12 protein-coding genes are annotated in these 12,012 nt (G+C 73.7%); 2 read left to right on the forward strand and 10 right to left on the reverse strand.

The window, feature by feature from the left end; translation table 11 throughout:
• Window positions 1–50 precede the first annotated feature (50 nt).
• The 5 genes from aroB to VGN18_RS16700 are packed head-to-tail and all read right to left on the reverse strand — an operon-like array spanning window position 51 to window position 4,998.
• On the reverse strand, window positions 51–1,121 hold the full coding sequence (aroB, locus tag VGN18_RS16680; RefSeq protein WP_327540841.1) for a 3-dehydroquinate synthase: 1,071 nt from the start codon (window positions 1,119–1,121) through the stop codon (window positions 51–53).
• Window positions 1,122–1,643 carry a shikimate kinase gene (locus VGN18_RS16685; RefSeq protein WP_327540842.1) on the reverse strand — a complete coding sequence of 174 codons (522 nt, stop codon included), beginning with the start codon at window positions 1,641–1,643 and terminating at the stop codon, window positions 1,122–1,124. It abuts the gene before it with no gap.
• The gene (aroC, locus tag VGN18_RS16690; protein ID WP_327540843.1) at window positions 1,640–2,848 is read right to left on the reverse strand and encodes a chorismate synthase; all 1,209 of its coding nucleotides are present in this window, start codon (window positions 2,846–2,848) and stop codon (window positions 1,640–1,642) included. The genes VGN18_RS16685 and aroC overlap by 4 nt, the downstream gene beginning before the upstream one ends.
• A 32-nt stretch (window positions 2,849–2,880) precedes the next feature.
• The gene (zwf, locus tag VGN18_RS16695; protein ID WP_327540844.1) at window positions 2,881–4,293 is read right to left on the reverse strand and encodes a glucose-6-phosphate dehydrogenase; all 1,413 of its coding nucleotides are present in this window, start codon (window positions 4,291–4,293) and stop codon (window positions 2,881–2,883) included.
• A gap of 24 nt (window positions 4,294–4,317) precedes the next feature.
• Complete coding sequence (locus VGN18_RS16700) at window positions 4,318–4,998, reverse strand: prepilin peptidase (protein WP_327540845.1); 681 nt, start codon at window positions 4,996–4,998, stop codon at window positions 4,318–4,320.
• Window positions 4,999–5,090: 92 nt separating this feature from the next.
• On the opposite strand from VGN18_RS16700, the gene mobA reads away from it, so the two are divergent.
• A complete protein-coding gene (gene mobA, locus VGN18_RS16705; RefSeq protein WP_327540846.1) occupies window positions 5,091–5,654 on the forward strand; it encodes a molybdenum cofactor guanylyltransferase in 564 nt (187 codons plus the stop codon).
• Window positions 5,651–5,899, forward strand: a complete 249-nt coding sequence (locus VGN18_RS16710; RefSeq protein ID WP_327540847.1) for a DUF6457 domain-containing protein — start codon at window positions 5,651–5,653, stop codon at window positions 5,897–5,899. Before mobA ends, VGN18_RS16710 begins: the two co-directional genes overlap by 4 nt.
• Before the next feature lie 109 nt (window positions 5,900–6,008).
• Here VGN18_RS16710 and fdhD read toward each other — a convergent pair whose 3' ends face one another.
• The 5 genes from fdhD to alaS form a co-directional block, all read right to left on the reverse strand.
• A complete protein-coding gene (fdhD, locus tag VGN18_RS16715; RefSeq protein WP_327540848.1) occupies window positions 6,009–6,806 on the reverse strand; it encodes a formate dehydrogenase accessory sulfurtransferase FdhD in 798 nt (265 codons plus the stop codon).
• A gap of 150 nt (window positions 6,807–6,956) precedes the next feature.
• Window positions 6,957–7,784: a shikimate dehydrogenase gene (locus VGN18_RS16720; protein WP_327540849.1), complete on the reverse strand. Its 828-nt coding sequence runs from the start codon at window positions 7,782–7,784 to the stop codon at window positions 6,957–6,959.
• A gap of 4 nt (window positions 7,785–7,788) precedes the next feature.
• Entirely contained in the window at window positions 7,789–9,096 is a 1,308-nt protein-coding gene (gene mltG / locus VGN18_RS16725; RefSeq protein WP_327540850.1) for an endolytic transglycosylase MltG, read from the reverse strand.
• A gap of 81 nt (window positions 9,097–9,177) precedes the next feature.
• Entirely contained in the window at window positions 9,178–9,603 is a 426-nt protein-coding gene (ruvX, locus tag VGN18_RS16730) for a Holliday junction resolvase RuvX (protein ID WP_327540851.1), read from the reverse strand.
• Window positions 9,604–9,638: 35 nt separating this feature from the next.
• Window positions 9,639–12,012: alanine--tRNA ligase (alaS, locus tag VGN18_RS16735; protein ID WP_327540852.1), on the reverse strand; the 2,374-nt coding region annotated here is incomplete at its 5' end.

The raw sequence follows: 12,012 nt of genomic DNA on the forward strand, positions 1-12,012 counted from the left end.
TCCGGCCACCCACGGGCCACTGTCTGCAGGATTCGCTCCGCCAGCGTCGCTCATGGTGACACCTCGGCGTAGGCGGCGGTCAGGATCTCGGCGGCGGGTTCGTCCACCGAGACGGGGCGGGCCAGGCCGTCGAGCACGACGAAGCGCAGCCGGTTGCCGCGAGCCTTCTTGTCGATGCGCATCGTGTCGAGCAGCGTCGGGAACGCGTCGGCGGCGTAGGACACCGGCAGGCCGACCTCGGCCAGGACGGCGCGGTGCCGGTCGGCGGTCGCGTCGTCGAGGCGGCCCAGGTGCCGGCCGAGGGCGGCGGCGTAGACGAGCCCGACCGACACCGCGTCACCGTGCCGCCAGCGGTAGCGCTCGGCCCGCTCGATGGCGTGGCCCAGCGTGTGCCCGTAGTTGAGAATCTCGCGCAGGCCCTGCTCGGTGAGGTCCTCGCCGACGACGTGCGCCTTGACCCGCACCGACCGCTCGACGAGTTCGCGCTCGGCCGGGTTGCCCGGCGTCGCGGCGGCGCCCGGGTCGGCCTCGATGAGCTCGAGGATCGCCGGATCGGCGATGAAGCCGCACTTCACGATCTCGGCCAGGCCGGCGCGGTAGTCGTCGGCCGGCAGCGTCCGCAGCGCGTCGAGGTCGCACAGCACCGCGGCCGGCGGGTGGAACGCGCCGACGAGGTTCTTGCCCCGTTCGGTGTTGATGCCGGTCTTGCCGCCGACGGCGGCGTCGACCATGCCGGCGAGGGTCGTGGCGACGTGGACGACCTTCACGCCGCGCAGCCAGGCGGCGGCGACCCAGCCGGCGAGATCGGTGGTCGCTCCCCCGCCGAGCCCGACGAGAGCGTCGGAGCGGGTGAACCCGAGCTCGCCCAGGACGCTCCAGCAGCGCCCGGCGACCTCGAGGGTCTTGGCGGCCTCGCCGTCGGGCACCTCGACGAGGTGGGCGGCGACGCCGGCGTCCCTCAGCCCGGCCTGTGCGGCCTCGGCACGGGCGCGCAGCGTCGGCGGATGAATGATCGCGACCCGGGCGGCGCCGGCGAGCACCGGCGCCAGCTCGGCGTCGAGCCCGGCCCCGATGAGCACGGGGTAGGGGGTCGCCCCCTCAACCTCGATGCGTGTGACCACCTACAACCTCCCGCTGTTGTGCAGCCGGGCCGCGACGGTGGCCGCGATCTGGCCCGGGGTGCGGCCGTCGGTGTCGACGGTGAGGTCGGCGAGCTCGGCGTAGACCGGGGCGCGCTCGAGCTCCAGCTCGGCGAGGCGGGCGGCCGCGTCGCCGGCCAGCAGCGGGCGCGACTGCGCGTCCCCCACGCGCACGCCCAGCGTCGCGAGCGCCGCGCGCAGCAGCACCACCGGCACGCCCGACGCGGCCACGGCCGACCGCGTGCCGTCGTGGGTCAGCGCGCCGCCGCCGAGGGCGAGGACGCCGTCGAACCCGGTGAGCGCGTCGGAGATCGCGGCGCACTCGGCCGCGCGGAACGCGGCCTCGCCCGACTCGGCGAAGATCTCGCGCACGGTGCGCCCGTCGGCGGCCTCGACGAGGTCGTCGGAGTCGGCGAACGGGACGGCCAGGATCTTCGCCAGCCGACGCCCCGTGGTGCTCTTGCCCGCGCCGGGCAGCCCGACGAGCACGACCCGAGGGGTCACCGCGGCGGGTCCGAGGCCGGGGTGAGGCCCCGCTCGACGAGGCGGGTGACGTAGGAGTCGAGGTTGCGGCGCGTCTCGCGCACGGAGTCGCCGCCGAACTTCTCGAGTACCGCCTCGGCGAGGACGAGCGCGACCATCGCCTCGGCGACCACGCCGGCGGCCGGCACCGCGCAGACGTCGGAGCGTTGGTTGATCGCGACGGCCGCCTCCCCGGTCCCGGTGTCGACGGTGCGCAGCGCGCGCGGCACGGTGCTGATCGGCTTCATGGCCGCGCGCACGCGCAGCACCTCGCCGGTGGTCATGCCGCCCTCGGTGCCGCCGGAGCGGCCGGAGACGCGGCGGATCACGCCGTCGTCGTTGACGATCTCGTCGTGAGCGAGCGAGCCGCGGATGCGGGCGAGCTCGAAGCCGTCGCCGATCTCGACGCCCTTGATGGCCTGGATGCCCATGAGCGCCGCGGCCAGCCTGCCGTCGAGGCGGCGATCGCCGTGGGTGAAGCTGCCCAGGCCGGGCGGCAGGCCGTAGGCGAGCACCTCGACGACACCGCCGAGGGTGTCGCCGTCCTTGCGGGTGCGGTCGATCTCCTCGACCATCGCCGTGCTCGTGGCGGCGTCGAAGCAGCGCACCTCGGACTCGTCGACGGCGTCGGCGTCGGCGGGCCGCGGCACGACCCCGGCCGGGGCGGTGACCGACCCGATGCCGACCACATGGCTGACGATCTCGACGCCGGCGGCCTGGCGCAGGAAGGCGCGGGCGACGGCGCCGAGCGCGACGCGGGCGGCGGTCTCCCGGGCGCTGGCCCGCTCGAGGATCGGCCGGGCGTCGTCGAGGTCGTACTTCTGCATGCCGGCGAGGTCGGCGTGACCGGGTCGCGGCCGGGTGAGCGGGGCGTTGCGGGCCAGGGCGGCCAGGATCTCCTCGTCGACCGGGTCGGCCGACATCACCTGCTCCCACTTCGGCCACTCGGTGTTGCCGACGCGCACGGCGATCGGGCCGCCCATCGTGACGCCGTGCCGCACGCCGCCGGTGAGCTCGACCTCGTCCTGCTCGAACTTCATCCGGGCCCCGCGGCCGTGGCCGAGGCGGCGCCGGGCGAGGTCGCGGGTGAGGTCGGTCGTGGTGACCCCGACCCCGCACGGCAGGCCGTCGAGGACGGCCACCAGGGCAGGGCCGTGGGATTCCCCGGCGGTGATCCAGCGCAGCACGCCCGAAAGTCTCTCAGAAGGGGCCGGGCGGCTTACTGCCCGAGCAGCCAGCCGTCCGGTTCGGCCAGCTTGTCCGCCGCCTCCGGGCCCCAGGAGCCGGGCGCGTAGGGCTGCGGCTTCGGCGGCGAGTCGAGCAGCGGACCGGCCGCCTCCCACACCGCGGCGAGGCCGTCCGGCCGGGTGAACAGCGAGCGGTCGCCCATCAGGACGTCGTTGATGAGGCGGACGTAGGGCGGCAGCGGGTCGCCGTCGGGCAGGGCGGCGAGCTGCAGGTCGAGATCGGCGACGTCGAGGTCGAGGGCCGGTCCGGGTCGCTTGGCGACCAGGCGCATCTCGATCGCGCCGCTGCCGCTGAGGTCGAGGCGGATCACGTTGCCGTGCTTCGGGACGTCGGCGAGCGTGCCCTCGGGCTCGCGCAGGATCAGGCTGACCGTCTGTCGGCTGAACGCCATCCGCTTGCCGGTGCGCAGCAGGAACGGCACGCCCTTCCAGCGCTCGTTGTCGATGAACAGCTTGGCGGCGACGTAGGTGTCGGTGGTCGAGCGGTCGTCGATGCCGTCGATGTCGCGGTAGCCGTCGAACTGGCCCAGCACGACGTCCTTCGGATCGATCGGCCGGAAGCAGCCGATGACCTCCTCGCGGGCGGCCTGCAGGTGCTCGGCCTTGAGGCTCGTCGGCGGCTCCATCGCGATCTCGGCGACGACCTGGAAGAGGTGGGTGACGAGCATGTCGAGCACGGCGCCGGTCGCGTCGTAGAACCCGGCCCGATCGGTGACGCCGATCTTCTCGGGGACGTCGATCTGGACGGCCCGGATGTGCTTGTTGCTCCACATGGCGTCGAACAGGCCGTTGGCGAAACGCAGCACGTGCAGGTTCTGCGTCGCCTCCTTGCCGAGGAAGTGGTCGATGCGGAAGACCTGATCCTCCTCGAGCACCTTGTGCACCGCGTCGTCGAGCTCCTTGAAGCCCTCGGCCGAGGTGCCGAACGGCTTCTCGAAGACGACCCGGCTGCCCTTGGCCAGGTCGTGCGCGCCGAGCCCCTTGGTCAGACCGATGAACGCGACCGGCGGCACGGCGAGGTAATGCACGATCTGCGCGTCGTGACCGACCTCCTCGCGGGCCTCGGCGATGACGTCGAGCAGGCTGCCCGGGTCCTGGTGGTCGAAGCCGCCGCCGGCGAAGCGCAGCCGGCGGCTGAACTCGCCCCACGAGCCGTCGGTCAGCGACTCCCCGTTCTCGGTGAGCACGCCGCGCACGTGCGCCCGGAAGTCCTCGTGGGCGACGTCGCCGCGGCCGTTGCCGACGAGCATCCAGTCCTTCGGCAGCAGCCCCTCCTTGGCCAGCCGGTAGAACGCCGGGAGCACCATGCGCTTGGCGAGGTCACCCGTCGCCCCGAACAGGACGAAGACGGTCGGATCGGGACGCGAGGACGCGGAGGGGGCCATACCTTCGAGAGTAGGCAGCGCTCCCTAAGAGCTGAACGAGGGCACCAGGTCGAACGCGATCACCAGGAGCGGGCCGAGGATCAGCATCGGCCCGAACGGGATCAGGGTCTTTCGCGTGCCGCGCCCGGCGGCCATGACCGCGACCGCGACGACCGAGCCGAGCAGGAACCCGGCGAAGATGCCGAAGTAGACGTCGAGCCAGCCGAACCAGCCGAGGTAGCCGCCGAGCACCCCGCCGATCTTGACGTCGCCGTAGCCGAAGCCCTTGGGTGAGATGAGCGCGAGGGCGAGCAGCACGGCGTAGACGGCGGCCGCACCCTCGGCCGCGCGGAGCCAGGCGTGCCAGTGGTCGTCGACCGCGGCGGCGAGGGTGAGGAACGCGGCCGCGGCGCCGGCGAAGAGGAGGACGAGCCGGTTGGGCAGGCGGTGGCACTCGAGGTCGATGATCGCGAGCGGGGTACACAGCAGGGCGTAGGCGAGGAACGCCGGCCACAGCGCGCCCCATGTGGCGGCCGCGCCGCCGAGGCCGCCGAACAGCAGCGCGACGGCGGCGGTGACGACCATCCGGGCCCGCGTGGCCGGCTCGCCCCGCCACCAGTCCCGTCGCTCGCGGTCGGGCACCGAGAGGGTCAGCCGCGCGAGATACGGCGAGGCCACGAGGCACGCCGCGCCCCCGGCCAGCGCGCCGGTCAGTTCGGGAGACACGGGGCAGCAGCCTAGTTGGCGCCGACCCGGCTAGCGTCGGGAGCATGTATGACCCGATCGTGGTGGCCGGGGGTCCCGATAGCGTCGGGAGCATGTATGACGCGATCGTGGTGGCCGGGGGGGCAGCCCGGCGACTGGACGGCGCCGACAAGCCGGGCCTGCTCGTGGGCGACTCGTCCCTGCTCGAGCGGGTCGTGGCGGCCGTCGGCGGTGCCGAGGCGCTCGTCGTGGTCGGGCCGCCGCGACCGCTCGCCCGCGACGTCGTCTGGTGCCGGGAGGATCCGCCCGGCGGCGGTCCGGTCGCGGCGATCGCCGCCGGGTTCGCGCACACGTCCAGCGACGCCGTGGTCGTGCTGGCCGCCGACCTGCCGGCGATCGCGCCGGCCGTGCCGGTGCTCCTGGCGACCCTGGACGACGGCGCCGCCGCGGCCCTGCTCGTCGACAGCGGTGGCCGGGTGAACAACCTCGCCGGGGCCTGGCGGCGCGAGGCGCTGGCCGCGGCCCTGGAGGCGCTCGGCGACCCGCACGGCGCGGCGGTGCGCGCGCTCGTCGCCGCGGTCGGGCCGGTGCTGGTCGCCGACCCGTCCGGCTGGGGTCAGGACTGCGACACCTGGGACGATCTGGACCGGGCGCGCGACCGGGAGGGGCACGGATGAGTGACGACGCACTGACGCAGTGGGTGGCCGAACTGGCAGCGGCTCTGGAGATCGACGCCGACGTCCTCGACCGGGACCTGCTGCTCGACGTCGCCCGCGACGCCGCGCACGGCGTGGCCCGCCCGGCCGCGCCGCTGACGACGTTCCTGGTCGGCTACGCGGCGGCGTTGCACGGCGGCGGCGCGGACGCCGTGGCGGCGGCGGCCGCGACGGCGCAGCGCCTCGCCACCTCCCGCGAGGCCTGACCCTCGTCCCCGCCAACCCGGGTTGAGTGGCGAGTTGCCGGTTCAGTGGCGCGAATCTACGCGCCACTCAACGCCCGGACTCGCCACTCAACGGTTTGGGGGGCGGCGTTCAGGACGCGACGAGGTCGGCGCCGGCGTAGACGTTGACGCGGCCGTTGCGGACCATGCCGGCGAGCAACAGGTCGTGCTCGCGGGCGAGGTCGACGGCGAGGCTCGACGGCGCGGAGACGGCGACGATGCCGGCGACGCGGGCGGCCACTGCCTTCTGCACGATCTCGAACGACACCCGGCCGCTGACGACCAGCAACCGGTCGCGGGCCGGCAGCGCGCCCTCGAGCAACGCGTGGCCGATCACCTTGTCGACGGCGTTGTGCCGCCCGACGTCCTCGCGCACGACACCGAGGGCTCCCGACGCGTCGGCCAGTGCGGCCGCGTGCACCGCGCCGGTGCGGTCGAACGTGCGTTGCCGGGCCCGCATCGTGTCGGGCAGCGCGACCAGCACGTCGGCGTCGACCCGGAACCCCGGCGAACGCGACGGTCCGACCGCGAGCAGCGTGAGATCCAGGACGTCGGCGCTGCAGACCCCGCAGGCGGCCGACGTGACGAACGCCCGCGGCCGCGGCTCGCGCACGCCGTCGGCCAGGGTGATGTGCACCCGATCGGTGTCGTCCTCGCGGCAGGACCGCAGCGTGACGATGTCCTCGGCGGCCCGGACCCCGGATTCCACGACCAGCCAGCCGGCGGCGAGTTCGAGATCCTGGCCGGGCGTGCGCATCAGCGTGGCGATCCTGTCGCCCCGCAGACCCAGCACGAGCGGGCCCTCGACGGCGAGCTCGTCCGGCGTCGAGGCGGGCTCCGCCCCGGACTGCAGGCGGACGACCGCCCGCCGGGTGATCGTCACGGCCATGCGTTCGAGCGTAGCCACCGGCGGGCTCGCTCGTTGAACCTGACAGATCCGTGCGAGCAGCCGATCGTCACGTCAGCGGGAGGGACGAGACGAACGCCAGGCCCGCGGATCGCGTCAGGGCGGCGCGGACGGGGCCGCCGGGCCGGTGCCTCAGAGGCCGGAACCCGGTGCCGCGGCGTCCAGGGCGGCGCGCATCGAATCGACCGGCGCCTCGCGCCCGGTCATCAACGACACCTGCACGGCGGCCTGGTGCAGCAGCATGAGCGCGCCGCTCACCACGCGGGCGCCGCGCGCGCTCGCCGCGCCGGCCAGGGCGGTCGGCCACGGGTCGTAGACGACGTCGAACACGGTCTGGTCCGGGCGCCACTCCCACCGGGCGAGCGGATCGGCCGCCCCGCGCGGCAGGGTCGAGACGACCAGATCGGCACCGAGCGCGCTCGCCCCGGGTTCGAGCGGTCGCACCGTCACCGTGAGGCCGAGCCGATCGGCGGTCGCCCGCACGCCGCTCGTCCGGGCCGGGTCCCGCACCAGCACGACGGCCGACTCGACGCCGAGCGCCACGAGCGCGGCCAGCATCGCCTGGGCGGTGCCGCCGGCGCCGAGGATCGTCACCGAGCGCGGCGCGACCGCGTGCTCGGCGAGCGCGGCCACCATGCCGGCGACGTCGGTGTTGTCGGCCAGCCAGCCAGCCGGGTGCGGCAGCAGGGTGTTGGCCGACCCGACCGCGGCGGCGAGCGGCGCCACCTCGACCGCGACCTCGAGGATCGCGTGCTTGAGCGGCATGGTGCACGAGAAGCCGGCCCATCCCGCCCGCGCGGCCAGCACCGCGGCCAGGTCGTCCTCGCCGCAGTCGATGGCCTCGTAGGTCCAGTCGAGGCCGAGGTCGGCGTACGCCGCCCGGTGCAGCACGGGCGAGAGCGAGTGCGCGACGGGGCGGCCGAGCACCGCGGCACGTCGCGGCCCGGCGGGGGTGGTCACGGGACTACCCGCAGCCCCAGTTCTGGGCCTTGCACTTCGCGACTGCCTTGGTGAACGCCGCCTCGCTGTCGGTGAAGAACAGGTGGCCGGCGGCGTCGCCGTTGACGTAGTAGAGCCAGTTGCCCGCGGGCGGGCTGGCCGCGCCGGTGAGCGCCTCGGCCCCGGGGTTGCCGATCGGGGTCGGCGGTAGGCCGGCGTGCGTGTAGGAGTTGTAGGGGCCGGGGATCGCGGCGTAGATGATCTTCGCCGGGTCCTTGCCGGTCAGCTTGGCCCAGTAGGCGCTGGTGGCGTCGATCTGCAGGTGCCGGCCCACCGCGATGCGGTTCAGGATCACCCGCGCGACCTTCGCGTAGTCGGCCGGGAACTTGGCCTCCGCCTGGGCGATCGAGGCCACGATCAGCAGCTGGTACGGCGTCAGCCTGAGCTGCTTGGCCGCCGCCGAGAGCTGCAGGCCGCGGACCTGGTCGGTGAACTTGCCGACCATCTGCTGCAGCGCGTCGACGGCAGAGGTCTTGTCGTCGAACGGGTAGGTGGCCGGGTAGAGCAGGCCCTCGACGGACGACGGCGCCTGGCCGCCGACGTTGTAGTCGGTGGGCAGCCCGAGCGCCTTGACGTCGGCCAGCGCCTTCGTCACCTCCGTCGGGTCGAGCCCGAGACCGCAGATCGTGTTCGCCGGCGACGTGGCGGTGCACGGCGGCGCGGTCAGCCGTTTCTCGACGTCGGGGACGGTCGCCCCCTCGGTGACCACGATGTCGGAGTTCACCCGCGACGACGGGTCGAGCAGCAGGGTGAGCGCGTTGCTCGCCGACATGTGGTGGCGCAGCCGGTACGACCCGGGCTGGATGTTCTGGGCGGCCGAGTTGCCGGAGGCGGCGTCGGTGAAGGCGCGGATGCTGGCGACCACGCCCTGCTTGGTCAGGGTGTCGCCGATCTGGCTGGCACCGTCGTTGGCCCGGATCGTGATGACGACGCTGCCGCTGCCCCGGCCGTCGTAGTCGGCGGGCGAGAAGTAGTGATAGATCGGGAGGGCCACGAAGTAGCCGGCAACGGCGACAACGCCGACGAGCAGCAGGGCGAGCAGGGTGATGAACCGGCGTTTGCTGCGTCGACGGGAGTGCCGCCTGGCCTCGACCCGCGAGCGGCGCGGCCCGCCGTCGTGATGGTCGTCGCCGTGCTGGTCGTCGCCGGGGCGGCCGTCGAGGTGGTCGTCGAGCAGGTCACTGTCGGCGTCGCCGTCGTGGTCGCCGTCGAAGAACAGATCGTCGTGCGAGCCACCGGAGTCCACGAACGACTCCCGATCACGCTGCCTCACGCCAGTCTGCTCCGTTCCGTGCTCGCTTCGCCGACCGGTCATCCGGCGATGGTCTACCGACTCTCTCGGGGTGGGCCAGGTTCAGGTCCCGCGTGAATCCAGGAACTGCTGCAGCAACTCGACCGCGGCGACCTGGTCGATGACGGCCCGGCCGGCTCGGCCGCGAACGCCGCCTTGGTGGAGCTTACGCTGCGCCGATACCGTGGTCAGACGCTCGTCCAGGTACTCCACGGGAACCGGATCGATGCGCCCGGCCAGCGCGTCACCGTACGCGCGGGCCGAATCGGCGGCGCTGCCTTCGCGACCGGCCAGCGTGCGAGGCAGCCCGACGACCACCCCGACCGCCTCGTACTCGGCTACGAGGGCGGCCAGCTCGTCGAGGTCCCGGTCGGTGCGCGCGTCCCGGGCCAGGGTCTTCACCGGCACGGCGAGCACCCCGCGAGGGTCGCTGCGGGCCACGCCGACCCGCACCGAGCCCACGTCGACGGCGAACCAGATTCCGGACACTCCCGGCGTGTCCGGGCCGTTCGCCCCCGGCTCGGTCAATTCCGCGCCGCCGCCAGGTGGCTGCGGGCCGCCGCGAACGCGTCGTCCAGCAGGGCGGCGTCGCCGCCGGCGCCCTGGGCGAGGTCACCCTTGCCGCCGCCGCGCGCCCCGAGCACCGGCGCGAACGCCCGCACGACATCGCCCGCAGCCAGCCCGCGGGACTGCCCCGACTCGTTGACCGCCGCGACGAACGCCACGCCGCCACCGTCGGCCGGGGAGGCGAGGAGCACCACCGCCGGTTCGCCCGAGCGCAGCCGGCCCCGGACGTCGAGGGCGAGTGAGCGCAGGTCGTTGCCGCCCACGCCCGCCGGTGCCTGGGCGACGACGACCTGCACGCCGTCGATGTCCTCGGCCGCGGCCGCGAGCGTGCCCGCACTCGCGAGCACCTGCCCGACCCGGAGCCTGGCCAGTTCGCGCTCGGCCGACTTCAGCTTGTCGAGGACGCCGGCGATGCGCTCGGGCAGCTCGTCGGGCTGGGCCTTGAACTCCCCCGCCAGCGACTGCACGATCACGTGCTCGCGGGCCAGGTACTTGAACGCGTCCAGGCCGACGAGCGCCTCGACGCGGCGCACGCCCGACCCGATGGACGCCTCGCCGAGCAGCTTGACCATGCCGATGACCGAGCTGCGCTCGACGTGGGTGCCGCCGCAGAGCTCGCGCGAGTAGTCGCCGATCTCGACGATGCGCACCTGCTCGCCGTACTTCTCACCGAACATCGCGATCGCGCCGAGGCGACGCGCCTCGTCCTGGTCGGTCACGAACCAGCGCACCTCGAGGTCGCGCAGCAGCACCTCGTTGATCTCGTCCTCGACGTCGCCGAGCACGCTGTGCGGCACGGCCGACGGCGTGGTGAAGTCGAAGCGCAGCCGGCCGGGCGCGTTGAGCGAGCCGGCCTGGGCGGCGGAGTCGCCGAGCGCGCGGCGCAGCCCGGAGTGCAGCAGGTGGGTGGCCGAGTGGCTGCGCGACACCGAGGCGCGGCGCTCGATGTCGACCTGGGCCAGCACGACATCGCCGGGGCGCACCTCACCCGACAGCACGACGCTGCGGTGCGCGCGAAGCCCGGGCAGCGGCGACTGCACGTCGACGACGGTCAGCTCGGCTGCGCGATCGGGCGCGTTGACGGTCAGGCGCCCCCAGTCGGCCTGCTGGCCGCCGCCCTCGGCGTAGAACGGGGTCGTGTCGAGGACGATCTCGACCTCGTCGCCCTCGTGCGCCGCGGCGAGCAGCCCGTCCGGGCCGATGAGCGCGGTGACGGTCGCCTCGCGCACGACCTCGGTGTAGCCGCTGAACTCGGCCGGCCCGAGCTCGAGCGCCGAGCGGTAGATCGACAGATCGATGTGGCCGGTCTTCTTGCCCATCGCGTCGGCCTTGGCCCGCGCCCGCTGCTCGGCCATGAGCCGGCGGAAGCCCGACTCGTCGACCTCGATGCCCTGCTCGGCCGCCATCTCGAGGGTCAGGTCGATCGGGAAGCCGTAGGTGTCGTGCAGCTGGAACGCGCGCTCGCCCGACAGCTGGGTCGAACCGATCCTCTTCGCGTCGGCGACCGCGACGTCGAGGATGGTGGTGCCGGCCCGCAGCGTCTGCCGGAACGCCTCCTCCTCCCCGTACGCGTACTGCGAGATGCGCTCGAAGTCGGTCCCGAGCTCGGGGTAGGACGGGGCCATGCAGTCGCGCGCGACCGGGAACAGCTCGGGGAACGAGCGGTCCTCGTAGCCCAGCAGGCGCATCGAGCGGATCGCGCGGCGCAGGATGCGGCGCAGCACGTAGCCGCGACCGTCGTTGCCCGGGATCACGCCGTCGCCGATGAGCATCAGCGCCGAGCGGACGTGGTCGGCGATGACCCGGAGCCGCACGTCGTCCGGGTGGGACTCCGACGCCGCGTGGCCCGAGTTCGCGCCGTAGACCTTGCCGGCCAGGTCGGCCGCGCGCTGCAGGATCGGCCGGGTCTCATCGATCTCGTAGAGGTTGTCGACGCCCTGCAGCAGCGCCGCCATGCGCTCCATGCCCATGCCGGTGTCGATGTTCTTCTTGGGCAGCTCGCCCAGGATCTCGAAGTCCGACTTGCCGCCGCCACGGTTCGGGCCGCGCTCGTTCTGCATGAAGACGAGGTTCCAGAACTCCATGAAGCGGTCCTCGTCGACCGCCGGACCGCCCTCCGGGCCGTAGTCCGGGCCGCGGTCGTAGTAGAGCTCGCTGCACGGTCCGCACGGGCCGGGGATGCCCATCGACCAGAAGTTGTCGTCCATGCCGCGGCGCACGATGCGCTCGAGCGGCAGGCCGATCTGCTTGTGCCAGATGTCGATGGCCTCGTCGTCGTCGAGGTAGACGGTGGCCCAGATGCGGTCGCCGTCGAGGCCGAAGCCGCCGTCG

The organism is Jatrophihabitans sp. (genome assembly GCF_036000465.1).
Taxonomy (GTDB): domain Bacteria; phylum Actinomycetota; class Actinomycetes; order Mycobacteriales; family Jatrophihabitantaceae; genus Jatrophihabitans.

Bases quoted from the DNA above. Each gene is read 5' to 3' on its own strand.
- zwf (WP_327540844.1), bottom strand. From the start codon at position 4,293: ATGGCCCCCTCCGCGTCCTCGCGTCCCGATCCGACCGTCTTCGTCCTG.
- mobA (WP_327540846.1), top strand. From the start codon at position 5,091: ATGTATGACGCGATCGTGGTGGCCGGGGGGGCAGCCCGGCGACTGGAC.
- VGN18_RS16710 (WP_327540847.1), top strand. From the start codon at position 5,651: ATGAGTGACGACGCACTGACGCAGTGGGTGGCCGAACTGGCAGCGGCT.
- fdhD (WP_327540848.1), bottom strand. From the start codon at position 6,806: ATGGCCGTGACGATCACCCGGCGGGCGGTCGTCCGCCTGCAGTCCGGG.